The organism is Streptomyces carpinensis (genome assembly GCF_002154505.1).
GTDB lineage: Bacteria > Actinomycetota > Actinomycetes > Streptomycetales > Streptomycetaceae > Streptomyces > Streptomyces carpinensis.
The window spans coordinates 1-26,172 of sequence record NZ_MUBM01000081.1; the positions used below are offsets into that span (position 1 = coordinate 1).

At 67.8% G+C, this 26,172-nt stretch carries 21 protein-coding genes and 4 pseudogenes; 21 read left to right on the plus strand and 4 right to left on the minus strand.

What is annotated here, in order from left to right; translation table 11 throughout:
• Positions 1–220 (minus strand): hypothetical protein (locus tag BZY54_RS11610; RefSeq protein ID WP_341868682.1); only part of this gene is annotated, 220 nt, incomplete at its 3' end.
• A 96-nt stretch (positions 221–316) separates the two neighbouring features.
• On the opposite strand from BZY54_RS11610, the pseudogene BZY54_RS11615 reads away from it, so the two are divergent.
• Both BZY54_RS11615 and BZY54_RS11620 read left to right on the plus strand, forming a co-directional pair.
• A pseudogene (locus BZY54_RS11615) lies at positions 317–847 on the plus strand (ISAzo13-like element transposase-related protein); the annotation flags it as partial.
• A 78-nt stretch (positions 848–925) separates the two neighbouring features.
• Positions 926–1,657, plus strand: coding sequence for an IclR family transcriptional regulator (locus BZY54_RS11620; RefSeq protein WP_086725089.1), 732 nt, complete (start codon positions 926–928; stop codon positions 1,655–1,657).
• A gap of 160 nt (positions 1,658–1,817) precedes the next feature.
• Here the strand turns inward: BZY54_RS11620 and BZY54_RS52175 are convergent.
• Positions 1,818–2,730, minus strand: a pseudogene (locus tag BZY54_RS52175) (IS200/IS605 family accessory protein TnpB-related protein); the annotation flags it as partial.
• Positions 2,731–2,947: 217 nt separating this feature from the next.
• Here BZY54_RS52175 and BZY54_RS11630 point away from each other — a divergent pair.
• The 11 genes and pseudogenes from BZY54_RS11630 (at position 2,948) to BZY54_RS11675 (ending at position 15,373) form a co-directional block, all read left to right on the plus strand.
• The gene (locus tag BZY54_RS11630) at positions 2,948–4,324 is read left to right on the plus strand and encodes a flavin monoamine oxidase family protein (RefSeq protein ID WP_086725090.1); all 1,377 of its coding nucleotides are present in this window, start codon (positions 2,948–2,950) and stop codon (positions 4,322–4,324) included.
• An 11-nt stretch (positions 4,325–4,335) separates the two neighbouring features.
• Positions 4,336–4,725 carry a Rid family hydrolase gene (locus tag BZY54_RS11635; protein WP_086725091.1) on the plus strand — a complete coding sequence of 130 codons (390 nt, stop codon included), beginning with the start codon at positions 4,336–4,338 and terminating at the stop codon, positions 4,723–4,725.
• A gap of 224 nt (positions 4,726–4,949) precedes the next feature.
• Positions 4,950–5,075, plus strand: a pseudogene (locus tag BZY54_RS55345) (hypothetical protein); the annotation flags it as partial.
• Positions 5,076–5,218: 143 nt separating this feature from the next.
• Positions 5,219–5,497: an FAD-binding protein gene (locus tag BZY54_RS52185; protein WP_086725092.1), complete on the plus strand. Its 279-nt coding sequence runs from the start codon at positions 5,219–5,221 to the stop codon at positions 5,495–5,497.
• A gap of 49 nt (positions 5,498–5,546) precedes the next feature.
• Positions 5,547–7,961, plus strand: coding sequence for an ATP-binding protein (locus BZY54_RS11645; protein WP_086725093.1), 2,415 nt, complete (start codon positions 5,547–5,549; stop codon positions 7,959–7,961).
• A gap of 145 nt (positions 7,962–8,106) precedes the next feature.
• Positions 8,107–9,042 carry an alpha/beta hydrolase gene (locus BZY54_RS11650; protein WP_086725094.1) on the plus strand — a complete coding sequence of 312 codons (936 nt, stop codon included), beginning with the start codon at positions 8,107–8,109 and terminating at the stop codon, positions 9,040–9,042.
• 125 nt (positions 9,043–9,167) lie between these two features.
• A complete protein-coding gene (locus BZY54_RS11655; protein WP_086725095.1) occupies positions 9,168–10,682 on the plus strand; it encodes an APC family permease in 1,515 nt (504 codons plus the stop codon).
• Positions 10,679–11,095 carry a nuclear transport factor 2 family protein gene (locus BZY54_RS11660; RefSeq protein ID WP_086725096.1) on the plus strand — a complete coding sequence of 139 codons (417 nt, stop codon included), beginning with the start codon at positions 10,679–10,681 and terminating at the stop codon, positions 11,093–11,095. Before BZY54_RS11655 ends, BZY54_RS11660 begins: the two co-directional genes overlap by 4 nt.
• A 62-nt stretch (positions 11,096–11,157) precedes the next feature.
• Positions 11,158–12,765 (plus strand): flavin-containing monooxygenase, encoded by a 1,608-nt coding sequence (locus BZY54_RS11665; RefSeq protein ID WP_086725097.1) that lies wholly within the window; start codon positions 11,158–11,160, stop codon positions 12,763–12,765.
• A gap of 26 nt (positions 12,766–12,791) precedes the next feature.
• Complete coding sequence (locus tag BZY54_RS11670) at positions 12,792–14,255, plus strand: aldehyde dehydrogenase (RefSeq protein ID WP_086725098.1); 1,464 nt, start codon at positions 12,792–12,794, stop codon at positions 14,253–14,255.
• Positions 14,256–14,275: 20 nt separating this feature from the next.
• The gene (locus BZY54_RS11675; protein ID WP_086725099.1) at positions 14,276–15,373 is read left to right on the plus strand and encodes a Zn-dependent alcohol dehydrogenase; all 1,098 of its coding nucleotides are present in this window, start codon (positions 14,276–14,278) and stop codon (positions 15,371–15,373) included.
• A 53-nt stretch (positions 15,374–15,426) separates the two neighbouring features.
• On the opposite strand, the gene BZY54_RS55030 is transcribed toward BZY54_RS11675, so the two are convergent.
• Positions 15,427–15,765, minus strand: a complete 339-nt coding sequence (locus BZY54_RS55030) for a hypothetical protein (protein WP_086725100.1) — start codon at positions 15,763–15,765, stop codon at positions 15,427–15,429.
• A gap of 569 nt (positions 15,766–16,334) precedes the next feature.
• Positions 16,335–17,453, minus strand: a complete 1,119-nt coding sequence (locus BZY54_RS11685; protein ID WP_086725101.1) for an NDMA-dependent alcohol dehydrogenase — start codon at positions 17,451–17,453, stop codon at positions 16,335–16,337.
• Between the two features lie 172 nt (positions 17,454–17,625).
• Here BZY54_RS11685 and BZY54_RS11690 point away from each other — a divergent pair, with 172 nt between their 5' ends.
• The 8 genes and pseudogenes from BZY54_RS11690 to BZY54_RS11725 all read left to right on the plus strand — a co-directional run.
• The gene (locus BZY54_RS11690; RefSeq protein ID WP_086725102.1) at positions 17,626–19,323 is read left to right on the plus strand and encodes an FAD-dependent oxidoreductase; all 1,698 of its coding nucleotides are present in this window, start codon (positions 17,626–17,628) and stop codon (positions 19,321–19,323) included.
• Positions 19,320–20,657 carry an MFS transporter gene (locus tag BZY54_RS11695; RefSeq protein ID WP_086725103.1) on the plus strand — a complete coding sequence of 446 codons (1,338 nt, stop codon included), beginning with the start codon at positions 19,320–19,322 and terminating at the stop codon, positions 20,655–20,657. The genes BZY54_RS11690 and BZY54_RS11695 overlap by 4 nt, the downstream gene beginning before the upstream one ends.
• A gap of 199 nt (positions 20,658–20,856) precedes the next feature.
• Entirely contained in the window at positions 20,857–22,035 is a 1,179-nt protein-coding gene (locus BZY54_RS11700; RefSeq protein WP_086725104.1) for an ABC transporter substrate-binding protein, read from the plus strand.
• A 105-nt stretch (positions 22,036–22,140) separates the two neighbouring features.
• Entirely contained in the window at positions 22,141–23,031 is an 891-nt protein-coding gene (locus BZY54_RS11705) for a branched-chain amino acid ABC transporter permease (protein ID WP_086725105.1), read from the plus strand.
• Entirely contained in the window at positions 23,028–23,984 is a 957-nt protein-coding gene (locus BZY54_RS11710; RefSeq protein WP_086725106.1) for a branched-chain amino acid ABC transporter permease, read from the plus strand. Before BZY54_RS11705 ends, BZY54_RS11710 begins: the two co-directional genes overlap by 4 nt.
• Entirely contained in the window at positions 23,981–24,760 is a 780-nt protein-coding gene (locus tag BZY54_RS11715; protein WP_086725107.1) for an ABC transporter ATP-binding protein, read from the plus strand. The genes BZY54_RS11710 and BZY54_RS11715 overlap by 4 nt, the downstream gene beginning before the upstream one ends.
• Positions 24,753–25,469: an ABC transporter ATP-binding protein gene (locus BZY54_RS11720; RefSeq protein ID WP_086725108.1), complete on the plus strand. Its 717-nt coding sequence runs from the start codon at positions 24,753–24,755 to the stop codon at positions 25,467–25,469. The genes BZY54_RS11715 and BZY54_RS11720 overlap by 8 nt, the downstream gene beginning before the upstream one ends.
• Positions 25,470–25,591: 122 nt before the next feature.
• Positions 25,592–26,056, plus strand: a pseudogene (locus tag BZY54_RS11725) (acyl-CoA dehydrogenase family protein); the annotation flags it as partial.
• Positions 26,057–26,172 lie beyond the last annotated feature (116 nt).

Below are 26,172 nucleotides of genomic sequence, written 5' to 3' on the forward strand. Positions count from 1 at the left end.
ACGCGTCGGTCAACTCGAACAGCGCATCCGCGCGGGCAGGCAGACAGGCATAGAAGTCGGTCCGGAACCGGGACAACACGGTCAGGGACTCGACGTGGGCGGCATCGTCCAGCAGACTCACTCTCACGGCCTTTGTTGTGATCAACGTCGACTTCAGCGAGAAGACATGATCACGCAAAGGCCGCCCTGCTGTCTGCACAACAACGAAGACCGTGATCACCTCAACAAGCTGACCACGGGCGGACCTTAAACGCCAAGCTAAGGGCTTGCAGAGAATCAACGTGTTGCTTCCCGTTCCGGGGCTCGTTGACGTGGTATGCGCATCCAGGATGAGGCCTGCGGCCAACTCGCCGAGAAGTTCGCAGTGTTGTTCCGGCATCTGGACGAGCGGCAGCGGCGACTGCTGATGGGTGCCGAGGCCCGGGTGCTGGGGTATGGCGGTATCAGGGGAGTCGCGCGGGCGGCTGCGGTGAGTGAGACGACGGTCCGCAAGGGCGTGTTCGAGCTGGAGGCCGGAGAGGAGCCGTTGGGCCGGGTGCGGCGGCCGGGCGGGGGCCGCAAGCGGGTCGCGGACCTCGATCCCGGGCTACGGCCCGCGCTGCTGGCGCTGGTCGAGCCGGACGAGCGGGGTGATCCGATGTCGCCGCTGCGGTGGACGGTGAAGTCGACCCGCACACTCGCGCGGGAGCTGGCCCGGGCCGGGCACAAAGTCAGTGCAGACACCGTCGCCGACCTGTTGCGGGAGGAAGAGTTCAGCCTGCATGCGAACGCCAAGACGCTGGAGGGCGGCCAGCATGCGGACCGCGATGCCCAGTTCCGCTATCTCAACGAGCAGGTACGCGGGCACATGGTTGCTCGCAGAGGCGCCGCGGGTGCGTGCTAACGTTCCGCCGGTACGCGGGACGACACGGAGAGTCTGGGGCTGATGACCGCAGTCGACAGGGCCATGCGAACTCTGGAGTACCTCGCGAACCCGAACGGACGAACCACCCACACGGCGCTCGTCAAGCAGTTGGGCATCGCTCCAAGCACGCTCACTGAGCTTCTGCGACAATTGCGCGGGCTGGGCTGGGTCGACTGTGTTGAAGACGAGTATCGGCTAGGTGCCAGCGCGTTCGCCTTCGCCAGTCAGGTGCGCCCGTCTGCGCGCTTGCGCGCAATCGTCGCGCCCGTCCTGGCGTCTCTCGCGCGGGCCACCGGGGAGACGGCCGTGCTGACGGTGGAACTGCCCGGCGAGGGCGTGGTCATGATCGTAGACGCTGCCGAGGGCGCGAATCGCGTGCGCTTCGTCGCGCAGGTCGGCGAGCGCATTCCGATGCACCATGCACCCGGGGGCCTGGTGCTTCTCGCCTTCTCTGAGCGCGGCTTGGGCGACATCGAGGGCCACGAGCAGCACACCTCTGGCCCCTTCGGCGACGTCGATAAGCAAGCCTTCGCCCGCAGACTCCGACGGATCCGCAAGCTGGGGTATGCGGAACTCACTCCTCACGAGGAGCCGGGGCAACACGCCATCTCCGCGCCGATTCTCGATCGCGCCGGCTCACCGATCGCTGCCGTCACCCTGGTCGGTCCTGCCAGCCGTATGAAGCCGAACGCCAAGAAGTTGGCGGACCTCCTGGTGTCTCGGATCTCTGAGCTCAGGTGGTCGGAGGACTGAGGTTCCTCCATGCGATGTGCTCGACCGATGGCGGGCACCGGTAAGACCGAATGCTTGGTCTAACTCTGTAACACCCGCCGAACGAGCGATCCCGGACGCCGAGCAACCGCCAGACCGCGGCGCTGCCTGCACACAAGCCACGCGTGGGTTTGCGACGTTCCTAGGGACTGAGCGTGAGTGAGTCCTGTTGCCAGGACGTGTGCTCAGCCGGGCGCCCCGAACGGTGTTGGGCGTCCTGGTCGACCGCGTTCTCTCCGTGTCCGGCGCCGGCGGATCGTGTCCGTGGTCCGGGGATACGAGGGCGGTGTCCCTCACGCCACGGGATGTCCGGTCGGGCCTGGACGGTCCGATGCCCCGCACGATCACTCCGGTCGGGTGGGGGCGGTGCCGTCCGACGCATGATCGAAAAACCCAGGGCGCGTCGTGCGATGGCCACGGCGGCAGCCTGGTGGCGGGTGGGCTTGCGGGTGGTGCTGGTGAGGGGTTTCTGCCAGTGCTGGGCACTCCAGCGGGAGGTGTAGGCGGGGTCGACCGCGACCAGGGGAATGCCGAGTTTGGCCGCCATCGACACCAGCCGGGATCGCAGCCGGGCGACGGGCATGCCGGAGATCAGCTTGCGGAAGCCTTTACGCCGCCCGTGCTTCTCTCGGGTCGTCTCCGCCGTGAGGTCGAGGTCCTACACGACGATCGCCCCACCCTGCGTCCTGGCCCAGTGCGGGAGGCGGATGAGAGCGTGGCGGACCTGGGCATCGCGGTGTGGGGCGATGCCGGTCAGGTCGTAGGCGAAGGTGCGGGGGCACCAAGGGGGTTGCCGTACCGGTCCAGACGCCAGGCGGCGAGGTGGTCGGCGTTCATGTCCACCCCGACCATCCCGCCCGCCCGGACCGCCTCCAAGGGCAGGACGTGGCGGGTGGGATGGTCCAGGAGGCGGTCAGGTACCAGCGGCCCTGCACCACGTCTTCGTGGATGCGGTAGGCGATGGCCCGGTGCGCGCACACGCGGTCGCGCCACTGCTCGCCCTGGTGCGCGAACGCCACCCGGGCGGCGAGGACGTCCCGTCCGTGCGGGGCGTTGCACTCACTCACGCACGCCAACGCGCTCTCCTGCACACTCGTGAGCCAACAGCTCACAACCCTGCGTTCGGGTGCCACGTATCCAGATCAGCTAGTTCGTATATACGAACTCCTGTGCATAGATACGAAGAAAAATCTTGACCCTTCGTGAGCACGCCACTAGCGTCCGGTTCGGGCCGCAAGGGCCCGGAATCCAGAAGGAAGCAGAGGGTCTCCGGTGGGGAACGAATGTGACGTCGTGGTGATCGGCGGCGGATTGTCGGGTCTGGCTGCCGCGCGCAGTCTGGTGGCGAGTGGGGTCGACAGCACCATCGTCTTGGAGGCCCGCGACGAGCCCGGTGGGAAGTGCCATCTCCGATCGGTGGCGGGCGTGCCTGTTGACGCCGGAGGCATGTTCACCGGGCCGGGGCAGCACCACCTCAAGGGACTGGCAGAGGCCTACGGAATCTCGACCTACCCGACAGGCGCCCCCGGCAGCATCGTGCGCTACTTCGAGGGGGAGATGCGGTACTCGGAGCCGCACGAGCCCGAGCTCGAGGGTGCTGCCCAAGACGAGCTCGCCCGCGCACTCAAGAAGTTCGAGTCGCTCTGCGACCACGTGGATCCGTCGGCGCCGTGGTCCTCCGCCGAGGCGGGCAGGCTCGATGCCATGAGTGTGGAGAACTGGATCGACGAGCAGACCGCGGACCCAGCGGTGCGGCTGGCGTTGGCGCGGCGCTTCAAGACCTCGGCGGCAGCAGCCAGTCAGTTGTCGATGCTCGCGATGGCGGCCTTCGTGAGCAGCTGCGGAGGGTGGGGTGTCTTCGAGACCGAGCTGGATGAGCTGTTCGTCGGTGGTGCCGGTCAGATCCCTGCCCGCGTGGCGGAGGAGCTGGGATCCAGGGTCCGCCTCGGCTGGCCGGTCAACCGGATCAGCTGGGATGCAGAGGGGGTCAGGGTCGAAGGCGCAAATGAGGTGGTGACCGCGCGCAGGGCCATCATCGCGATGAGTCCCGCGGACGCGCGACGCATCCACTTCGCCCCGGGACTGACCACCAGACGCGAACAGCTGCACCGGGCGTGGTTCAGCGCCTCGATCATCAAGACGATGCTCGTCTACGAGCGTCCCTTCTGGAGGGAGTCCACGTCGGACCGTCCGGCGCTGACGGGATTCGCGTCGAGCGATGAGGGAGGCCCGCACACCGTCGTCGACGCGTCACCCCCCGACGGCAGCGTCGGGGTCCTGGGCGCCATGATACGTCTGCTGGGCGAGGGTCAGCGCTTCAACATCTCCCACGACGTCCTCGACGACCCGGAGGCCCGTCGGGCGCGGTTGCTCGAGAACCTCGTCCGGATGTACGGGCCCGAGGCCGCTATCCCGCTCGGGGTCGGGGAGACCCATTGGTTCCACGAGCCATACATCAGTGGCTGCCTCGGCTGGGCGCCCCCGGGCCTTCTGACCCAGTGCGGTGAGGCTCTGCGCGCTCCGATCGGTCCCATTCACTGGGCCGGATCCGAGTCCGCCGACACCTGGTCCAACCACCTGAACGGCGCGGTGCAGGCCGGCGAGCGCGCCGCTGCAGAGGTCGCGGCCGAGCTCGCCCAGCGCGGCTAGGAGGAGGCGCAATGTTCACTCGGTTGTCGCCGTCCTGGATGGACGAGTCCGCCCGTTCCTTCGGTTACTCGCCGGGCATCAGGGTGGGGGACCTGATCTTCGTCTCTGGACTGATCGGCAGAGGCCCGGACGGAAATGTCCCCGAGAGTGTCGAGGAGCAGACCGCCCTCATCCTCGACAGCCTCGAGCAGGTCCTGGCGGAGGGTGGAGCCGCACTACGGAACGTGGTGCAGGTCATCACGTATCACACCGACCTGTCCGAAGTGCGCTTGTTCGCGGACGGCCGGGGTGAGCCCTTCGACGCCGAGACGCCGCCGACGTGGACGGCGATCGGCGTGAATGGGCTGGCCCATCCCGGAGCACGTGTCGAGCTCCAGGCTCTCGCCGTCGTGACTCACTGATGCTGTGAGGGCCGGTGCCGCCGCTGACGGGTGTCTCGCGTCGACGCTCCACCCGGTCGACTGGTCGTGCATGGTCGCGTGGTCGGCGTCCGGTTCGAGGGAGGCACCGAGGTACGTGCCAGGCGCGGGGTGGTCATCGCGACTGGCGGCTTCGAGCGCGACCCCGGTCTGGTGCGTGACTTCCTGCGCGGACCCCTTCACCACCCCCGCCCGGCGCACCCACGAACACAGGTGACGGCCTGCGGATGGCGATGAAGGTCGGGGCCCGCCTCGGCGCGATGCGCGAGGCCTGGTGGGTCCCAGTCGTGACGATCCCCGGCTTCGGAGGGGAGCAGTACTTCGGGCACGGCGTCCAGCTCGTCCAGCGCAAGCGCACGCTGCCTCGGTCTTCGACCAAGGTTTTGCCGACCAGTACGGCGGTTACGGCTTCCAGGCGGGCGACCAGGTTCCCTCGTGGATCCAGCGTGCCGATACCGTCTCCGAGCTCGCAGAGATGCTCGGGCTGCCCGCCGACGAGCTCAACGCGACGATCAAACGGTGGAAGGAACTGCGCGCGCTCGGCACCAAGGGAGGCCCGCGAACCACAGTGGACTGCGAGGTGCTCGACGTGGACGACGCAGTGATCCCGGGTCTGTGGGCCGTAGGAAACGCCATGGCCGCGCCCACCGGCATGGTCTACGGAGGGGCTGGCGGCACGCTCGGGCCCGCCATAGTCTTCGGCTACCGTTGCGGCCTCTCGGCGGCTGGTGCTCCGCTAGGGTCTGCAGTTTGACCAGGTCGTTCACCGCGGGGGAGTGGGGCCGAACCAGAGAACTAGGGGCATGAGCATGACCACTGGCAACTCCTCCCCACCGAGAACCGCGATCCGCACCCTCGAAGGGCTTCCCGCGAGCAGGTCTGACCGCAGGCGAGCGGGCAACCTCCCGGAGGAGACGTCGAGGCTGATAGGCCGACGAGCGGAGAGCGCGGAGGTCCGTGGCCTGCTCGGTTCCTCCCGACTCGTGACCCTGACCGGGCCGGGCGGCGTCGGGAAGACCCGGCTCGCGCTCGAGGTCGCGCGGAGGGCGCGCGTGGGTTTCACCGACGGCGTCTGGGTGACGGCCCTGGACGAGCTGACCCAACCCGACCTGCTGCCTGCTGTTGTCCTGGCGGTCATGGGGAGCGCGGGTCGGTCGGGTACCCGGGTCGACGACCTGGTGGAGTTTCTCGGGGACCGGCGGGTGCTGCTCGTCCTCGACAATTGCGAGCACATGGCTCACGAGTGCGCCTCCTTGGCAGCGGAGCTGCTCGGAAGATGTCCGCACGTCAGTGTCCTGGCCACCAGCCAGACCCCTCTCGGAGTCAGGGGGGAGTCGCGGTTCGCCGTGCCGCCACTGTCGCTGCCTGAGCCGGGTCAGTACCCGAAGCCGAGCGTTGCTGCCACGGTGTACGAGGCAGTAGCGCTCTTCGTCGATCGGGCGGAGTCGGCGTCGCCTGGGACTGGCGTACGCCTGGCGGACGAGGAGAAGGTGATCGACCTCTGCCGGCAGCTCGATGGTCTGCCCTTGGCCATCGAGCTGGCCGCTGCGGGGACCCGTCACTTCCCGATCGACGTGTTGCTGCGGCAGGTCCAGGAACGATTGCAGGTCCCTACGTCTGGCAGCAGAGCCGCGCCAGAGCGCCAACGCTCGCTGCGAGCCAGCCTGGACCACAGCTACGAGTTCTGCTCGACGAGCGCCAGGGAGCTGTGGGGCAGCATGTCGGTCTTCCGTGGCGGAGCGGACTTCGACGCCGTCGAACAAGTGTGCCGGTCCGAGGGACTCCCGCAAGACCAGTTGCACGCGGCTTTGGCCGAGCTCGTCGACAGGTCGGTCGTGACGTTCGACGGCATCCGATACCGCATGCTCGAGACGATTCGCCGGTACGGCCTCCTGGTGCTGGGCGACGCAGCACAGTCCGTCCGTCTCGCCCACCGCGACCACTACCTGGAGCTGGCCATCTCGCTGGAGGAGGGCTGGTTCGGCCCGGAACAGCCTGCTCTGATCGAGCGCGTGGCCAGCGAGCAGGCCAACCTACGGGCCGCGCTCGAGTTCTGTCTGGAGTCACCGGAAGAAGTGGGCGCCGGGCTGCGGCTGGCGAGCGCGTTGTGGGCGCACTGGGTCAGCCGGGGACTGCCCGGCGAGGGGAGACGCTGGCTGGACCGGTTGCTGGCGGCCGACCAGCTCTCCGGTCCCGAACGAGTCGGTGCCCTGTGGGTCAACGCCGTCGTCACAGCCGTCGACGGCGACGTCTCGCGGAGCCTGGCCCTCGCCCAGGAGGGCTGCGATCTGGCCCTACGTTTCGAGGACAGACCGGGCTTGGCCCACGCCGTGATGGCGAGAGGTTTCGCCGAGGTGGTGGCCGGCCAGATCGACGACGGCATCTCAGACCTGCAGGAGGCCGTGACACTTCAGCGGCAGCTCAGCGAACCCAGTCCGCACCTGGCCACGGCGTTGGGAGAGCTCGGCTCGGCGCTGTGCCACGCCCAGAACCCCGCACACGCGGCGCCGATCCTCGAAGAGGCGAGGGCACTCTCGGAGGCGGGCGACGAGCAGTTGCTCCTCTCCTGGGCGCTCACACACCTCGGGCTGGCGGCACTCCTCGACGGACGTCCGCACGACGCGGCGATTGTCCTCAGAGACGCTCTGGCGAGGAAGCGGTCGATCCAGGACCACCTCGGCATGAACGTAGCGGTCGAGCTTCTCTCATGGGCCGCCCTGGACCAGGGCGATGCCGACAGAGCGGCCCAGCTCCTGGGTGCGAGTGAAGCCATGCCTGAGCCGCTGGTCCCACACCTGGTCAACTACCAGCGCATGCTCGGCTGGCATTCCGAGTACGTGGCCCGGGCACGCGAACGCGTCGGCCCAGCGGCCTTCGAGAGCTCTTTCGAGATCGGTCGCCGCATGTCTCCGGATGAAGCCGTCTCCTACGCTCTGGTCGAGCAGGACCCGACAGTCAGGGACGTCACGGATCCGCTCGCCCGCTGGCCGCTCACCCCTCGTGAGCGAGAGGTCGCCCTTCTGGTGGCCCAGGGCAGAACCAACCGACAGATCGCCGCACAACTCGTCATAGCCCACCGTACGGCGGACACACACGTGGAGAACATCCTGAAGAAGCTCGGATTCACGTCGCGAACCCAGGTGGCGACCCTGTTCGAGCGAGTTGACGACGGACGGGACGAGGCGAGCCGGCCCCGCCGCCCGTACTCAGGGCTGTGACCGCCCCCTACTCCGGTTTCCGAGGGCTTCTACGTACGTAGATACGTATCCCTTCCCGATGGTACGGCCCATGTGACGGCAGTCATAGTCGCTCCCACGAGTCGCCGGCGGAGATGCCGGGACCAGGGCGAAGGGGGGCCTCCTCATGGCACTTGACGAAGCGACAGCGGCGCTCGTCGCGGACATGGCGGCGAGCGGTGCGCCGGCGCTGCACGAGTTGGAGCCGGCTGAGGCGCGCGGGCTCATGGCGGACATGAAGCAGATGTTCGGCGCCGGTCCCCAGATGCTCCGAGCGGAGCGGCGCGAGGTCTGCGCCGCGGGGCGGGAGATCCCGGTCCACGTCCTGGTTCCGAACGAGAACCCACGAGCCGTCATCGTCTACCTGCACGGGGGCGGATGGGTCGTGGGCCGGATCGACGAGTTCGAGACACTGGGGCGGGAACTGGCCCGCGCCACCGGGTGTGCGGTCGTCCTCGTTGACTATCGGCTCGCGCCGGAGCACCCGTTCCCCGCAGCGCTCGAGGACGCCTGGGAGGCGACGACCTGGGTCGCGGCGAACCTGGACGGCATCGCAGGGGCCGACGTGCCGCTCATCCTCGCGGGGGACAGCGCAGGCGGCAACCTGGCGGCCGTCGTCTGCCAGCGGGCCCGTCGCTCCGGGCCGGCGATCGCGATGCAAGTGCTGCTGTACCCGGTGACCGACTGCGACTTCGACACGCCGTCCTACACGTCCCCGGAAAATCAGCTGGAGCCGACGAGGGCTGACATGCAGTGGTTCTTCGACCACTACGCGCCTCCCGAGATCCGGCGGGACCCGGAGGTCTCTCCCCTGCGGGCGGAGGACCTGTCCGGTCTTCCGCCGACCGTCGTGGTCACGGCGGGCCACGACGTGCTGCGGGACGAAGGGACCGCCTACGCCCGCGCCCTCCAGGACGCTGGGGTGCCGGTGAGCCACCGCGAGTTCCTCGATCAGATGCACGGCTTCTTCACGATGGTGAACGTCCTGCCCGGCAGCGTCCAGGCAATGGACTTCGTCGCCGAGGAGATCGAGCGGCACGTGTTCACGCAGCTTCCCGGCTGAGGTCGCTGCTCATTCTCGGACTGACGCGAAACATCCATGGCCACCTTCGGCCGAAAAACAAGTGGATCTTGCAGCCACGAACGAGGTGGTGAGCCGGAACCGCCCGACCACCTAAGGACTCAGTCATGAAACACAGCAGCGCCACGGCGCTGGCGCCTCTTGCGGGCGGACTGGACGAGGAGCAGGACGAGCTCAAGGGCAACCTGGGCGTCGCGGCCATCGTCATGATCGTGGTCGCAGGAGCCGCGCCGCTGGGCGTCATCGCCTCCAGCATGCCCATCATGCTGCTGCTCACCGAGACCTACATCCTCCCGGTGTACTACGTCCTCGCAGGCGCGTTCTTCATCCTGTTCTCCGTCGGCTTCGTGGCCGTCAGCAAGTTCGTGCCACGAGCCGCAGCCTTCTACACCTACATCCAGGCCGGACTGGGCCGAGTCCCCGGAGTGGCGTCCGCGATCCTGACGGTCTGCTCGTACGTCGTGATGGTCGCTTCGATCCACGTGTACAGCGGCCTGCTGATCAGCAACCTCGTCCAGAGCTACACCGACCTGGACTCGCCGTGGTGGGCCTGGTCGCTGCTCCAGGTGGCGATCATCGGATCCATCGGCTTCCGGAACATCGACCTCGGGGTGAAGGTGCTCTTCATCCTGGTGGGGATCGAGATCGCCTTCATCCTGATCATGAACGTCTTCACCCTGGTCCAAGGCGGAGCACAGGGGCTGAGCGCGCGTCCGTTCCATGCCACGCTGATCCATGGCGACACCCTCGGCATCGGCGTGATGTTCGCGGCGATTGGGTTCTTCGGATTCGAGGCCATCACTGTCTTCCGCGGGGAGTCCAAGGACCCGGAGCGCACCGTGCCGCGTGCGACCTACACGGCGCTCGTCGGTGTCGCGATCTTCTACATCTTCACGAGCTGGGTCGTCGTCATGGGCACCGGGCCGGACGGCGCCATCGCCGCCGCACTGGCTGACCCGGAGTTCGTGATCATCCATCAGGCGGCGACCTTCGTGGGGGCCGTGTTCGGCGACCTGCTGCAGGTCCTCATCATCACCAGCCTGTTCGCCTGTGCGCTCGCATTCCACAACGTCACCGCTCGCTGCCAGTTCAACCTCGGCAAGTCCGGCGTCGCCCCCAAGTGGCTTGGCAAGGCGCACCCTGTCCTCGGGTCGCCGTCGCGCTCTTCGCTCGTGGTGAGTGTGACCTGCCTCGCCCTCATCGCCATCCCGCTGTTCACGGGCGTCGACCCCTACCTGGACTTCTACGTGTGGATGTCGGGCGCCGGCGCGCTCGGCATCATCGCCCTCATGGCGCTCACGTCGGTCTCGATCGTGATGTTCTTCGCCCGCACGAAGCTCGACACGCGGGTGTGGAACAGCCGTATCGCTCCCACCCTCACCGCACTCGCGCTGCTCGCGCTGCTCGTCCTCGTGGTCATCAACTTCCCCCTGCTGGTCTCCGGGAAGACCGCCGCGTTGGTGATCGGCTTCGCCATGCTGGGCCTCTTCGGGGCTGGGCTCGTCTACGGAATGGTGCTGAAGCTCAAGCGTCCGGAGGCGTACGCACACCTGGGGACGTTCGCCGCTGCGCACGACGCCGGCGACGAGCAGCAGACGGCGGGGAAGAAGGTCCTGCGATGACCACGACGCAGGCTTCAGACCTGGAGCAGATCAGGCGACTCAACCACGAGTACGCGTGGGCCATCGACAACTTCAGACTCGATGACCTGCTCACCTTCTTCACCCGCGACGGCGTGTTCGACATGCGCCCCCTCGGCGCCCCGGAGGCGGTTGCCGGAACTGACGCTCTCCGCAAGATGTTCGCGGGAATGATCGACGAGATGGACGGGTGCATCCACCTGATGATGAATCATCTGGTCGACCTCGCTGGGGACCGTGCAACCGGGCGCGTCTACTGCCACTCCTTCTCCCTCATGCCTGACGGCACCAAACCCGAGGTCTTCGTCTGCTACGAGGACTCGTACGCGCGGACCAACGGGAAATGGCAGTTCACCAGTCGGACGGTCACGCCTCTCCTCACGACTGATCGCTGAGTCAGAACCTCGTCGTCACTGGATCACGCGGCGACGCCCACGGAATGGAGAAAGCGGAAGAAATGACTGCACCACGACGAGCAGACGCCGTCATCGTCGGCGCCGGATTCGCCGGCCTGTACATGCTGAAGCGGCTCCGGGACCAGGGACTCACTGCCATCGTCCTCGAACGCGGGGACGGAGTCGGCGGCACGTGGTACTGGAACAGGTATCCAGGGGCGAAGTGCGACGTCGAGAGCCCGTACTACTCCTACTCGTTCGACCCCGAGCTCGACCAGGAGTGGAACTGGACGACGCGCTACCCGGCCCAAGGCGAGATCCTGGCCTACCTCAACCACGTCGCCGACCGCTTCGAGCTGCGTCCCGACGTCCACCTGAACACGACGGTGAACTCCGCGACGTTCGATGAGCAGGCCAACGAGTGGCAGATCACCTCCACAGGACCGGACGGCGTGCAGACGACGCACGCGCGTTTCTGCATCCTCGCCACCGGCAGCCTCTCCGAGTCGACGACCCCGAAGTTCGAGGGCATCGGCGACTTCGCCGGCCCGACCTACCACACGGGCAACTGGCCCCACGAGTACGTCGACTTCACCAACCTACGGATCGGCGTGATCGGCACTGGTTCGTCGGGGATCCAGGTCATCCCCGAGATCGCGAAGCACGCCAAGGAGCTCCTGGTCTTCCAGCGCACGCCCAACTTCAGCGTTCCAGCGAACAACCATGAGCTGGACGACGAGTACCTCTCCGAGGTCAAGGCAAGATTCCCCGCGATCCGAGAGCGCATGCGACGCACCGCGTCGGGTCTGCCGACCGATGGTCGGGACGAACTGGCAGTCGGTGCTGACGCCGCGCACGTCAAGAAGATCTTCGACGAGCACTGGACGCTCGGCAGCTTCGCGATACAGGACGCGTTCGCCGACCTCGCGACCTCCCAGGAGGCCAACGACAAGCTGGCCCACTACATCCACGACAAGATCGAAGAGATCGTCGCCGATCCAGAGGTTGCCGAGAGGCTGAAGCCGCGTGGTTACCCGGTGGGGAGCAAGCGGATGTGCGTCGACAGCAACTACTACGAGACCTTCAATCTGTCGCACGTCCACCTGGTCGACGTTCGTGAGACACCGATCAGCCGGATCACGAGGCACGGCGTCGCGACCACCCAGGGGGAGTACGAACTCGACGCGATCGTCTTTGCCACTGGCTTCGACGCGATGACCGGCGCGATCCTCAAGATCGACATCCGCGGCCGTGGCGGTGCCAGTCTCCGCGACCACTGGGAGGCGGGCCCGCGCACATACCTCGGAGTGTCCATCGCGGGATTCCCGAACCTGTTCTCGATCGCCGGGCCTGGTAGCCCCAGCGTTCTCACCAACGTGGTCATGTCGATCGAGCAGCACGTGGAGTGGATCGATGAGCACATCGCCTACCTCCGCAGCCGGGGCTTCGAGACTGCCGAGGCACTTCCTGAGTTCGAGGAGGAGTGGATCCAGCACGTGAACGAGGTGGCTGACCAGACCCTCCTGACCAAGGGCAGCTCGTGGTACCTCGGCGCCAATGTCCCGGGTAAGCCGCGCGTGTTCATGCCCTACGCCGGCGGGCTCGACGCCTACCGCGAACGGTGCAACGACGTCGCCGAGGACAACTACCGGGGCTACCGACTGGCCTGAGCCCAGTCGCTGTTGGGAGAGATGAGATGACTGTGACCAAGATCGGCTCGCCGCGACTCAGGAGCTTCGACCGCCTGTTCATCGGTGGCGAGTGGGTGAAACCCGCAACTGACAAGGTGATCGACGTGGTCTCGCCGAGCACCGAAGAGTGGCTGGCGAGCGTCCCTGAGGCATCCGTGCAAGACGTTGATGCGGCGGCTGCGGCCGCGCGGCGGGCTTTTGACGAGGGTCCTTGGCCCCGGATGCGACCGGCCGAGCGTGCGGAAGCGCTGCTGCGTGTCCGGGCCGAGATCGAGAAGCGGTACGACGCCATGGTCGCTGCGTTCTCGGCCGAGATCGGCGCGCCGACGGCGATCAGCCACGAGTTCAACACCGAGGCGATGGATGCCTGGACCGAGGCGGCCAAGCTGCTGGAGACGTTCGAGTTCGAACAAGAGCGTCCCTTCGCCGGGGGGAGCGGCACGCTGGTGCACGAACCGGTTGGCGTGGTGGCCGCGGTCGTGCCGTGGAACGGCCCGGTCGACATCGCCTGCCTCAAGTCGGCGCCCGCGCTCGCGGCGGGTTGCACGGTCGTCATCAAGGCGGCTCCTGAGGGCCCGGTCGCGATGATGCTGCTTGCGGAGGCGCTCGAGGCCGCAGGCTTGCCCGAGGGCGTCGTCAGCCTGCTGCCGGCAGATCGCGAGGTGAGCGAGTACCTCGTCAGCCACCCGGCAGTGGACAAGGTCTCGTTCACGGGCAGCACGGCAACCGGCCGTCGCATCATGAGCATCTGCAGCGAACGCATCGCGCGGGTCTCGCTCGAGCTCGGTGGGAAGTCCGCGGGGATCATCGCCGATGACATCGCGATGACGGAGGTCGTGGAAACGCTGGGCTTCGCGGGCGTGGTGAGTTCCGGTCAGGTGTGCGCGGCCATCACGCGGGTCATCGTTCCGCGGGAGCGCCAGCAGGAGCTGCTCGACGTGCTTGTGCCCTTCTACGAGAACCTCAAGGTCGGCGACCCGAGTGACCCGGAGACCGACCTGGGACCGCTCGTCGCCCGGCGGCAGCTCGACCGAGTGCTCGAATACATCGAGATCGGCAAGGCCGAAGGCGCTCGGCTCATCACCGGTGGGGGCCGCCCGGCGGGTTTCGACAAGGGGTGGTTCGTGGCGCCCACCATCTTCGCGGATGTTGCCAACGACATGCGTATCGCCCAGGAGGAGATCTTCGGTCCGGTGGTCTGCGTGATCCCGTACGACACGCTCGAAGAGGCCATCGACATGGCGAACGACTCGCCGTACGGGCTGTCTGGCGCCGTCTACGCGAAGGACACGCAGCTCGCCGAACGCATCGCTCGGCGGATCCGCACCGGTCAGATGTCCATCAATGGCTGGTTCGCCTGCATGTTCCAGCCCTTCGGTGGCTTCAAGCAGTCAGGGATCGGTCGCGAGGGTGGGGTCGAAGGCCTGACCGCATACCTCGAACCCAAGTTCATCCAGCGAAGCGCATAGAGCCAGGAGCGAGAAGAGCAATGAAGGCTGCAGTACTGGCACGAGTCGGCGGGCAGTTCGAGGTCCGCGACGTCAAGATCGACGCACCCGATGGCCGTGAAGTCCTCATCGCCGTCAAGGCGAGCGGACTGTGCCACTCCGACGACCACATCCGCACGCACGACTTCGGTTTCCCGATGCCACTGGTGCTCGGGCACGAGCTCGCCGGCGTTGTTCAGGCCGTGGGACACGACGTCACCGGGCTCCGCCCTGGAGACCACGTCACCGCATGCCCGGTCCTGTACTGCGGTCGCTGCGTCGAGTGCCGCATGGGCGCACCAATCCGGTGTCGCAACAAGGGCTTCACGGTGCGCGGCCCGGAGGCGGAGCCGCGGCTGCGTGCCGACGACGACGTGCCCATCGAACAGTTCGAGGGTCTCGGCGCTTTCGCGCAGCAGGTCCTCATCCACGAGAACCAAGTCGTGAAGATCAACGAGGAGATCCCGTTCGACCGAGCCTGTCTGCTGGGGTGCGGGGTAGCGACCGGGGTGGGTAGCGTGCTGCACGCGGCGAAGGTGCAACCAGGCGAGTCCGTGGCCGTGATCGGATGCGGTGGCGTCGGTCTGAACGGGGTCCAGGGGGCGAGGATCGCCGGCGCCCACAAGATCATCGCCATCGACGTCCAGCCGGAGAAGCTCGAGCTCGCCACCAAGTTCGGCGCCACCGACGTCATCAACTCGCACGAAGAAGACGTCGTCGAACGAGTTCTCGAGATCACTGGTGGTCGTGGCGTCCAGCACGCCTTCGAGATGATCGGACTGCTTCCCACACTCGAGCTGGCCGTCAAGGTCCTGGGTCTCGGCGGAACTGCATACGTCGTCGGGATGCAGCAGCCGGAATCTCGACTGTCACTCGATCTCTTCGCCGACATCCTGATGCAGCAGAAGGGAGTGAGGGGTGTGGACATGGGGTCCACGAACCCACAGGTCGACATCCCGTTCTACGCCGACCTGTACGTGCAGGGCCGACTGAACCTGGACGACCTCGTCTCCCGACGGATCCAGCTCGACGAGATCAATGAAGGATACGAGGAACTGGCGGGCGGAAAGATCGCCCGCACGGTCATCACGTTCGACTGAGCGAGCGCGCTGCGACGCCCGCCACCTCCCAAGACCGCGAACTGCATGCGCGGTCAGTTCGCGCTTGCCCGACTCCGGCTCCGTGACGAGGAAGCGAACTTGACCATCGACCTGAACAAGTCCTCGACACAGGAGCGGAGTACCGTGGACAGCGCGGAGGGCAGTTCGCGGGACCAGCGCACCCGCACGGGGCCGATCCCGGGCAGCCGTAGTCGCCCGTCACCGGTGATCTTCCACCGGGCGTTGGCGGTGAACCGGACGGACTGCCGGGTGTCGCGCTTGGACTTCAGCCGCGGCTCCTCGACCTTCGGCCCCTTGCGCTTCCCGGACAGCGAGTCCAAGAAGTTCCGGTAGGCGGCGCCCAGGTCCCGCAGGGACTGCTGGAGCACCACCGCGGAGACCTCGCCGAGCTAGACACGCTCCGGGCTCTTCTTCGCCTCCGTGATCAGCCGCCGGGACAGGTCCCTGCTCTTCGGCCACGGCTGCCCGGCCTCATGTGGGGCCTTCCGGATCACCAGAGCGCCGTTGTAGACGACCCCGGCGCCACCGAACGCCTTTGCCAGCGATCCGCTGACCTGCCGTCGGCTCGATACGGAAGCTGTACCTCAGCTGCACCGCGAGGATACGTGGCTTACGACTGGAATTCGCGAGATTTTCCGTCCACTCGACACCGCACGCTGACCCACAATCAGCAACCTACCCCAGGGACCAGGTAGGCTCGTGAGCACGCCGTCAAGATCAACTTAAGCCAGCGGCATTGCGCCAAGAGGCTGTGATCCGGCTCGTGCTTCGCCGGCCGGTGGGCGGCGCGCCGATTACCGTGCTGCGGCAGTACATCGAACAGCAGAACCGCTTCACCACCGGCCTAAGGCCTGCGCACTACGGATAACTCCAGGTAGCAGCGACGCCAAGGAGGGGCCCGGCCGATCGGCCGGGCCCCTCCTTGGCGCGCTTTTCAGACTCAGTCGAACATAATGACGCCGCGGATGTTGCGGCCCTCACGCATGTCCTGGACCGCGGTGTTGATGCCCTCAAGCTTGTACGTCCTGGTGATGAGCTCGTCGAGCTTGAGCTCGCCGCGCTGGTACAGGTCGGCGAGGAGGGGAATGTCGTATCGCGAATTGGTCGAGCCGTAGAGCGAACCCTGCAGCCGCTTGCCCGACATGGCGAAGGTGAACAAGTCGAAGTCCATCTCCTGGACGCCGACCTTCGCGGCCGAGGTGAGCACCAGCGTGCCACCACGGTGGACCATGTTGCCGGCCGGCTGCATCAGCTTCGGGTCGGCGACGCCCATAGTGATGATCACCGCGTCGGCACCCTGGCCGTTGGTCAGCTGCGCGACCAGCTCGGCGGCCTCGTCCTCGTTCTTGCACGTGTGCGTGGCACCGAAGGTCTTCGCCTCGTCGCGCTTGAAGGCCACCGGGTCGACGGCGATGATGTTGCGCGCCCCGCGGTGGCGAGCACCCTGGACAGCGTTCATGCCCACGCCGCCGACGCCGAAGACGACCACGGTCGCACCCAGGTCGATGTCGGCTGCGTAGACCGAGGAGCCCCAACCGGTCGGCACGCCGCAGCCGATGAGGGCGGCCTTCTCCAGCGGGACGTCCTTCGGGATCTTCACCGCCGAGTCGACCGACACGGTGACGTACGGCGCGAACGTGCCGAGGTAGGAGAACGGGCCGACTCCGACGCCGCGGGCGTGGACGCGGTGGGTGCCATCGGCGGCGAAGCCGCCGAGCGTGCCGGCGCCCAGGACGCACATGTTGGAGCGGCCGCGCACGCACATGCTGCACTTGCCGCACGACGGCAGGAACGAGAGGACGACATGGTCACCGACCTCCAGGTCGGTGACGTGGCTGCCGACCTGGACGACCTCGCCGGCGCCCTCGTGGCCGCCGAGGATCGGGCCCCAGCCGAGCGGAATGTCACCGGTGTCGACGTGGTCGTCGGAGTGGCAGATACCGGAGGCGGCGAGCTTGACCTTGACCTCGTTGGGCTTGGGATCGTCGAGCTCGATCTCTTCCACGGACCAGCCGGAGCGGGTACCGGGCTCCCAGATGAGAGCGCCAGGGATCTTCATTGACTCCTCCAAGGGGGCTGTGGGCGTTGAGCGGGCCTCGGTCAACCGCGCTGATAATGATGAGCATTGAATTACGTTAAGGTCAACGCCTCCTGTGAACCTTGACACATTGATTATCAACATATGCACTGTGCTCATCGAATGCTGACTTCGAGCCAGGAGGTCTCATCTCATGACCACGTCCACGAGCCCGGTGCTCATCGTCGGTGCAGGCCTGTCCGGCCTTGCCACTGCGCTGGCCTCCTCGCTCAACGGCCGACCGGCCGTCGTCCTCGAGGCCGCCGACCTGGTGGGCGGCGCGGCGGCGTACTCCGGCGGCCAGGTCTGGTGCGGCGCCAACCATGTGGCCGCCCGCGAGGGCATCGAGGATTCGCTCGAGCGCACCGAGACGTACATCCGGGACGTCGCATCCCACCACGCTCCCGAAACCCTGGACGAGCAGGCGTTCCGGCGCTGGCTCACCACCTCGCCGGACGCGATGCGCTACTGGGAGGACAACGGGGCCATCCGGTGGACGGTCATCCCCGGCCTCGCCGACTACCACAACGAGGCAGCCGGAGCCCTTCCCCAGGGGCGCTACCTCACCAACGAGGTGATCGACGGCTCCGAGCTGGGGGAGTGGCGTCAGCGGCTGCGGTACAGCCCGTACTTCCCGGTCGGCACCACCTACCGCGACCTGCTGGAGAAGGGCCGTCGCGCGACGTACGTCGACGACCAGGGCGAGGAGAAAAACGCGACCAAGCAGTCGCATGCGGGTCTGCCGGCTTTCGGTCTCTCCGACGGCACCGAGTTCGAGCGGGCCTCGTCGGCGGACCCGCTGACCTACGGCACCGGCGTCGTCGCCTCGTTCCTTCGCCGAGTCCTCCAGCAGCCCGACATCGAGATCCGGACCCAGCACCGCGTGATCGAGCTCATTCAGAACGACGGGGCCGTGACCGGTGTCCGTGCGGAGACGCCCGACGGCGTGGTGGAACTGCACGGGCCCGTCGTCCTCGCGACGAGTACTTACGACTGGGACACCGAGCTCGTCCACGAGGTCCTCGGCCTCTCGGAGGAGGACTGGGGCTCGGTCGCCCCGGAGACACTCCGCGGCGACGGCCTGAAGCTCGCGCGATCGGTCGGCGGCGAGCTCGCCCGCATCCCGGCCAACGCCACGCCGATCCTGCCGGGGTGGCGATCGCAGGTCGGCACCGGTTTCGGCTACGGCCCGGAGTACGCCATGCCGCACTCGATGATCGTCGACCGCACCGGCAACCGCTACTGCAACGACTCCTACTGGGTCGACATCTGCCGCCGCACGCTCGACGCCGACGACCGGCACCTGCCCTTCTTCCTCATCTGGGACGACCAGCACCGGCAGAAGTACGGCCTGGCCGCCACCGCTCCGGGCGGCGAGTACCCCGAGGGCTGGGTGGAGTCGGCGCCGACCCTGCAGGAGCTGGGCGACAAGCTCGGCATCGACGGCGAGCAGCTGGCGAGGACCGCCGAGCGCTTCAGCGCCTTCGCTCGCGAGGGCGTCGACCCCGACTTCGGCCGCGGCACCGTCGACTACGTCAACAAGTTCGCCGGTGACCCGGAGAACAAGCCTTCGCCGGTCCTCGGCGAGATAAACAAGGCGCCGTTCCACGGCATCCGGCTCCGCTTCGTCGGCACCGGCATCGGCACCAGTGGCGTTCGCATCGACGGCGACGGTCACGTCGTCGACGCCGAACGCCGTCCGATTCCGGGTCTGTACGCCGCCGGTTCGGTCGCGGCTCTCACCACCACCGGCACCGCCTACAACTCCGGCATCGCGCTCGGACGAGGCATCACGCTGGCCTACCTGATCGGCCACGAGGTGGCCGGCCGGCCCGTGCCCGTGCACCCGTGAGACGGAGCAGGCAGCCGGCGGCCGTCCGGAGGCGGCCGCTGCCCACCTGGCTGCTCCTGGTGGCGATCACCGCGATCGGGATCAACCTGAGGGCCGGCTTCGGGGCTGTCCCGGCCCTGCTCGACAGCATCGGCCGCGATCTCGCGCTCAACGGGACGATCTCGGCACTGCTGACCTCGGTACCGGTCATCTGCATGGGGTTGTTCGCGCCGGTGGCGCAACGACTAGCCGCATGGATCGGCCCCGAGGCGGCCACCGCCGTCCTACTCGGTGTGCTGGCGGTCGGCGGTCTCATGCGGCTCGGCATCGGGTCGACCTGGCTGCTGCTCGTCTCGACGGCGATCTCGGGGGCCGGTATGGGCGGTGTCTCCGCGCTCATACCGGGGCTCGTCGCACACCACCTGCCCCGTATTCCGGGCACCGCCACGGGTGTCTACTCCATGGCCATGGCCGGCGGTATAGCGCTGGCCGCCTGGATCGCCGGACCCAGCGCCGAGCTGTTCGGCGGCTGGCGTCCGGCGCTGGCGCTGTGGGGTCTGGCCGCATGCCTGACCGCCGTCTGCTGGTCGGCTCTGCTGCCCTGGTTTTCCTCCGCCCCGTCCTCCCGTCCGGAGGCGGCGCGGTCCGGGACGTCCGGGGCGCGGGGCCGGCTCCCCTGGCGGAGTCCCACGGCTCGCTGGGTGACGGCCTTCACCACGCTCAACATGCTGATCGGGTACGGCGGGGTCGCATGGATCGCGCCGACGTTCGTCCAGCACGGGTTCGAGGCGCAGCGGGCGGCGGGCCTGTTCGCCCTTTTCCAGATCATCCAGCTCATCGCGATGGTGACCCTCCCGCCTCTGACCGACATCACGCGGGATCGGCGTCCGCTGCTGGCCATCACCGTTGTCTGCACCTGCGCGGGGCTCTCGGTCATGGTGCTGGCGCCCACATCGCTGGCGCTTCCGGCGGTCCTGCTGTTCGGCACCGGTGCGGGTGGAGGCTCGTCCCTCGCTCTCGTGCTGGTGCAGGACGCGACGGCCACCCGGGACGAGGCGGGCCGCCTGAGTGCCATGGTCCTGCTCGTGTCCCTCCTCGCCGGTGGCACGGGTCCCCTGTTGCTGGGCGCGCTGCGGGATCTGACCGGCGGGTTCACCGCGGGCTACGCCGTCCTGCTGGGGCTCGGAGTGCTGAGCCTGCTGGTGCTCCCGGTGCTCCGACCGGGTCGGAGCATCAACGACCAGTCCCGCACCGAAAGCTTCGTGGTGTACGAGGCCGGACGGGCGGTGCCGCACCGGCTCACCGACGCCGACGGGGATCCCGTCGGGCCCGAACTCGACGTGGAGCAGCGGTGATCGCAAGCCTTGGCCAGACGATCACTGTGGTGGTTCCGGACCCCCGAGGGCGGGACAGGGACAACCGGTCATTGCTGCCGACTCACCGTCGCCGTTCTGTGCCCTCTGCAGATCTGGACAAGTGCCGTGCCGCGCCCTACGGTGTGACCTCATCCCGGATATTGATGCATATCATTAGTATGTACATTAGGAGAAACTCATGAGCATGCACAGCAGAACCTGGTACGGCGGAATCGCCGCCGTCGGCGCGTCGGTCCTGATCGCCGGTCTCACCGCGTGCGGTGGACCCACGTCGACGGACGCCGGCTCGGTCAAGGGCCTGCCGTCGACCGTCAAGATCATGTCCATCAAGGAGATGTCCGGCGCTGTGGCGTTCGCGGGTACGAACGCCACCAAGGGCATCGACCTGGCCGTCGAGCAGATCAACCAGCAGAAGTTCCTCGGCGACTCGAAGCTGGAGATCGACCTCAAGGACAGCGCCGCGAGCGCCCAGCAGGCCGCGAGCCTGGCCACGCAGGCGATCTCGGACAAGTCGTACGCGGCCATCCTCGGGCCCGCCTCCAGCGCCCAGGCCACGGCGATCTCCCCGATCGCCCAGAAGTCCGGGCTGCCGGTCGTCTACACCCAGGCGGGCAGCGACGGCGTCCTGGTGGGCAACTACACCTACCGGGTCACCGCCCCGGCGGAGTCCTACTACCAGCTGGCCGGCCAGTACCTGAAGAGCAAGCACGTCAAGACCGCTGCCGTGCTCTTCAACAGCGGCAACCCCACCCTGACCCAGCTCGGGCAGAAGACGGTGCCGGCACTCGCGGACAAGTACGGGTTCAAGGTCCGGAGCTCCGACGGCGTCCAGGTCACCGCACAGGACTTCACCTCCAACGCGTCCAAGATCGCCCAAGCCAAGCCCGACGCGGTGTTTCTGCTGCTGACCGGACCGCAGGACCCGGTTGCCGTCACCCAGCTGCGGCAGGACGGCTACCGCGGCGAGATCGTGGGGATGACCTCGATGGGCGCCGGGAACCTCAAGACGGCCGGCAAGACGGCCGCGGGCGTGGTGTGGCCCAGCAACTTCAGCGCGCTGGACACCAATGAGAGCACCAAGAAGTTCGTCGAGGCCTACAAGGCGAAGTACGGCGAGGTGCCGAACAACTACGCCGCCGAGGCCTACGACGCGGCCTGGTTCCTCGCCCGCGGCATCAAGGAAGCGGGCAGTGCCTCCCGCACCGAGATCCAGAAGGGTCTCGCGAAGGTCGCCGCAAGCGGGTTCGAAGGAGCCCAGGGCGCCATGACCTTCGACGGCACCGACGTGCGCGTCACCGGTGTCCTGGCCGGCTGGGACGGAACCAACGAGACGCTGGTCCCGCTCGGCTCGTCCTGATCCGGTCCGCCGACGACCCACCACGACCGTGAGGAGTGCGAGCTTCGTGCTGCGCAGCTATGACAACGCTTCCCGGCACCGGGAGCCAGGAATGGGAGGGCCGCGATGGCACAGGATGTGATCAACGCGGCCACGCTCGGATCGCTCTATCTGCTCTTCGCGCTGGGGATGAGCCTGGCATGGGGCACCATCGGGATCCTGAACTTCGCCCACGGGTCGATCTTCATGTTCTCCGCGTTCGTCTGCCATCTCATCGTCCGTGAGGCAGCGCTGCCCATGCCGGTGGCGGTCCTGATCGGACTGGTCGTGGGCGCGGTGATCTCGGTGCTCGTCCAGGTGCTGGCGTTCGAACCGATCCAGCGCCGGGCGGCCGACCACCGGCGGGCGGAACTGCAGATTCTGGTCGGCGGCATCGGCATGGCGGGCGTTCTGCTCGCCATCGCGCAGCGGGTCACCAAAAGCGTGCCGTTCGGCTTCTCCGAGAGCACGTTCCGGGTCCACGTCTACGACCTGGGATTCGTACGGCTGTCGAATGTGCAGATCGTGATCGTGGTTGCGGCCTGCCTCCTGGCAGGGCTCGCGGGCTGGTGGCTGCGGTCGTCCCGCTCCGGCCTCGCCCTGCGCGCGATCGGCGTGGACCCCGAGGTCGCCACCATGATGGGGGTCGACCGCCGCAAACTCGCGGTCGCCATCATGGCCGCTTCCGGCGGCCTGGCCGGTGTGGCAGGCGTCCTGCTGACGTACTACCTGGGGTCGATCGCCGCGGAAAGCGGTGACGCTTTCCTCCTCAAGGCCTTCGCGGCCATCGTGCTCGGTGGTGTCGGGTCGGTCGGCGGTGCCGCCGTCGGCGCGGCGATCCTCGCCGTGGTCGAGACGATCGTCCTCGTCCAGACATCCGGTACCTGGGTCGATGCCGTCTCGTTCGGCCTCATCTTCCTGATGCTGCTCGTGCGTCCCCGCGGCATCTTCGGCCGGAAGGAGGTGCGGCGGACGTGAGCTACTGGTACGACGCCCATCTGATCCTGATCCAGTCCACCTTCGTCAGCCTGCTGCTCGCGCTGAGCATTCAGTTCCCGCTGCGCATGGGCGTGTTCTCGTTCGCCGGCATCGGCAGTTACGGCATCGGCGCCTACGCCGCGGCGATCATGACCATCAGGTACTCCTGGCCCGCCTTCGCCGCGATCGGCGCCGGAATGGTGGTGGCGATGGTGGCCGGGTACCTGCTCGCGCTGCTTGTCTCCCGCCTGGACGGGCTCTACCTCGGCATGGCCACGATCGCGTTCACTCTGATCCTGACGGTGGTCGCCATCAACGGCGGGTCCCTGACCGGCGGGGCGCAGGGGCTGTACGGGGCCATCAGCACCCTGCAGACCGGCCAGGTGATCCTCGTGTGCGCCGTGGTGGTCGTGCTGCTCGCACTCTCCGAGCGCGGCCGGATGGGCAGACGCATCGACGCGGTCCGCGAGGATCCCGAGCTCGCCGTGTCCGTCGGCATCCGGGTTATCCGTATGCGGCGGATGGCCTTCGTGGTCAGTGGGGCGCTCGGAGCGTGCGCCGGCGGCATGAACGCCCTGCTGCGCACCACGGTGTCCCCGGACGACGTGGGCTTCTCCCTCGTCGTCCTGGCGCTGACGATGATCATCGTCGGTGGGTCGAGGTCGTGGGCCGGCGCGCTGATCGGCTCCGTCATCTTCACCTGGCTGCCGCAGGTGCTGCAGGCCGTCGGCGACTGGCAGACCGTGGTCTACGGAGTCATCGTCGCCCTCACCGCGGTCTACGTGCCGAGCGGACTGCTGGGCGTGGCACAGAACGGGTACCGCCGCATGCGGCGCCGGAGCGGGCCGGTGGCCGGCGCCACCGAGAAGGCGACCGGCAGCGAGGAGCCCGGCGGCGACAGCGCACCGCTCGAGCCGCTCAGCGAGGACGTACCGACGGGAGGCACCCGATGAACACCCCGGAAGACGCGGCACCGCCCGCGGTCCTCGAAGCACAGGACGTCGCGGTGCACTACGGCGGCGTGAAAGCCGTCGACGGCTTCGGGCTGAAGCTGGAGGCCGGTCGGATCTGCGGCATCCTCGGCCCCAACGGCTCAGGCAAGAGCACCTTCCTCGCAGCCGTCACCCGCCTGGTGCCGCTCACCCGCGGCCGGCTCATGCTGGACGGCGAGGAGTACCACAACACCCCGGCGGCATCGCTCGCCCACCGCGGTGTCGCCCGGACCTTTCAGACCGTGCGGCTACTGCCCGACCTGACGGTACTGGAGAACATCCAGCTGGGCGCGGACCTGCGAGCCGGTGGAGGCGGCGTGAAACAGTGGTTCCGCCGCACCGCGGTGCCGGAGGCGGTGGAGGAGGCGATCGAGCGCACGGGGCTGGGCGCGGTCCGCTCGGCGCGGCCGGGAGAGCTGTCGTACGGCATGGCGCGAAGAGTGGAGATCGCCCGTGCCCTCGCGACGCGGCCGCGGGTCCTGCTGCTCGACGAGCCCACCGCGGGCATGAACCAGGCCGAGCGCAGGGAGGTTTCGCAGCTGATGCAGAAGCTGCGCGACGAGGGCCTCACGCAACTGCTGGTCGAGCACGACGTGCCGATGATGGTGGACACCTGCGACCGCCTGGTGGCGATGAAGTCCGGCGAGCTGGTGACGGAGGGCGCTCCCGCCGAGGTCGTCCGCGACCCCGCCGTGCAGGAGGCGTATTTGGGGAAGAGGGGGCGCAACCATGCTTGAGATCCGGGATCTGCACGTCAGCTATGGCAAAGTCGAGGCCGTGCGCGGGGTCAGCGCGTCGGCCGCACCGGGGCGGATCACCCTGGTGCTCGGCGCGAACGGGGCGGGGAAGAGCACCACTCTGCGGACGGTCGCCGGCCTGGTGCCGGCCGTCTCCGGCGAGGTCGTGCTCGACGGCAAGGTGATCACCGGCCGTCCCGGCCACACGATCGTGCGTGACGGCCTGGTCCTCGTCCCCGAGGGGCGGCGGGTGTTCGCCCCCCTGACCGTCGAGGAGAACCTCCTCCTCGGCGGGTACGTCGCGCCGCGTGCCAAGTCCGCCGAGACACTGGACCGGGTCTACGAAATGTTCCCGATCTTGGCGCAGCGCCGACGCGGCGCCGCGGGTCTGCTCAGCGGGGGCGAGCAGCAGATGCTCGCCTTCGGCCGGGCGCTGATGTCCTCACCGCGCGTGATGCTGATGGACGAGCCTTCGATGGGTCTGGCCCCGGCGATGGTGGAGTCGGTGTTCGGTGCGGTGCGCGAGATCGCCGACGCCGGCATCGCGCTGCTCGTCGTGGAACAGAACGCGGAACTGGGCCTGGAGATCGCCGACGACGTCGTGGTCGTGGCCCGTGGAGAGGTCGTGTTCAGCGGGGAGGCCGAGCAGGCCCGCTCGGACGCTTCGGTCGTCCGGGCCTTCCTCGGCGAGGCAGCTCTCAGCCAGTGAGCATGTCACTCAGCTCAGCATGCGGTCCCTGGGCATGACCTGGTACAGGATCTGGGAGAACTTCCCCTCCCGGTAGCCGGCGTACGTGCCGGAGGGGAACCCGCCGATCAGGGGGCGGGTTCCGCAAGCTGTTCCAGGGATTCTCCGTCGAGCGCCTCGGCGACGCCACGATGAGCCCGGCCATCGGACAGACGGCGGAGGACCACAGGCTGCACTACGTGCAGGAGCGCATGCGGTTCGGCAAGCCGCTTGCCGAGTTGCCGGCCATCCAGCCGACGTTGGCCGACATGGTGCCGGAGGTCGAGGCTGCCCGGCTGCTGATCCGGAGGGCGGCCGGGAACGTGGGCACCGGGCTCCCCGATCCGCTCGAGGTGTCGCCGACCAAGTGCCGGGCCAATGAGATGGCCACGCGGGTCACCGACCTGGCCATCCAGCTGCACGGCGGAAACGGCTGCACCGAGGAATACGGCCTCGAGCGCCTGCTCCGCGACGCGCACGGCCGGCAACTCGCCGGTGACACCCCCACGATGCGGCGCGTTCGCATCGTCTCAGAACTGCTCGGCCGCGGGCTCGACCAGCGCCGTTGACGGCGCCGAGCGCTGCCGACAGTCCGCGGGGCGCGAAAGCGTCCCGCGGAAATATCAGCAACATCATGAAAAGTACCTGGGCTCCATAACCTGGGAGGTTTGATGTTCAAGCGCAG

Coding starts and splice junctions, on each gene's coding strand:
- BZY54_RS11620 (WP_086725089.1), top strand. CDS start 926: ATGACCGCAGTCGACAGGGCCATGCGAACTCTGGAGTACCTCGCGAAC.
- BZY54_RS11635 (WP_086725091.1), top strand. CDS start 4,336: ATGTTCACTCGGTTGTCGCCGTCCTGGATGGACGAGTCCGCCCGTTCC.
- BZY54_RS52185 (WP_086725092.1), top strand. CDS start 5,219: ATGCTCGGGCTGCCCGCCGACGAGCTCAACGCGACGATCAAACGGTGG.
- BZY54_RS11645 (WP_086725093.1), top strand. CDS start 5,547: ATGAGCATGACCACTGGCAACTCCTCCCCACCGAGAACCGCGATCCGC.
- BZY54_RS11650 (WP_086725094.1), top strand. CDS start 8,107: ATGGCACTTGACGAAGCGACAGCGGCGCTCGTCGCGGACATGGCGGCG.
- BZY54_RS11655 (WP_086725095.1), top strand. CDS start 9,168: ATGAAACACAGCAGCGCCACGGCGCTGGCGCCTCTTGCGGGCGGACTG.
- BZY54_RS11660 (WP_086725096.1), top strand. CDS start 10,679: ATGACCACGACGCAGGCTTCAGACCTGGAGCAGATCAGGCGACTCAAC.
- BZY54_RS11665 (WP_086725097.1), top strand. CDS start 11,158: ATGACTGCACCACGACGAGCAGACGCCGTCATCGTCGGCGCCGGATTC.
- BZY54_RS11670 (WP_086725098.1), top strand. CDS start 12,792: ATGACTGTGACCAAGATCGGCTCGCCGCGACTCAGGAGCTTCGACCGC.
- BZY54_RS11675 (WP_086725099.1), top strand. CDS start 14,276: ATGAAGGCTGCAGTACTGGCACGAGTCGGCGGGCAGTTCGAGGTCCGC.
- BZY54_RS11685 (WP_086725101.1), bottom strand. CDS start 17,453: ATGAAGATCCCTGGCGCTCTCATCTGGGAGCCCGGTACCCGCTCCGGC.
- BZY54_RS11690 (WP_086725102.1), top strand. CDS start 17,626: ATGACCACGTCCACGAGCCCGGTGCTCATCGTCGGTGCAGGCCTGTCC.
- BZY54_RS11700 (WP_086725104.1), top strand. CDS start 20,857: ATGAGCATGCACAGCAGAACCTGGTACGGCGGAATCGCCGCCGTCGGC.
- BZY54_RS11705 (WP_086725105.1), top strand. CDS start 22,141: ATGGCACAGGATGTGATCAACGCGGCCACGCTCGGATCGCTCTATCTG.
- BZY54_RS11715 (WP_086725107.1), top strand. CDS start 23,981: ATGAACACCCCGGAAGACGCGGCACCGCCCGCGGTCCTCGAAGCACAG.
- BZY54_RS11720 (WP_086725108.1), top strand. CDS start 24,753: ATGCTTGAGATCCGGGATCTGCACGTCAGCTATGGCAAAGTCGAGGCC.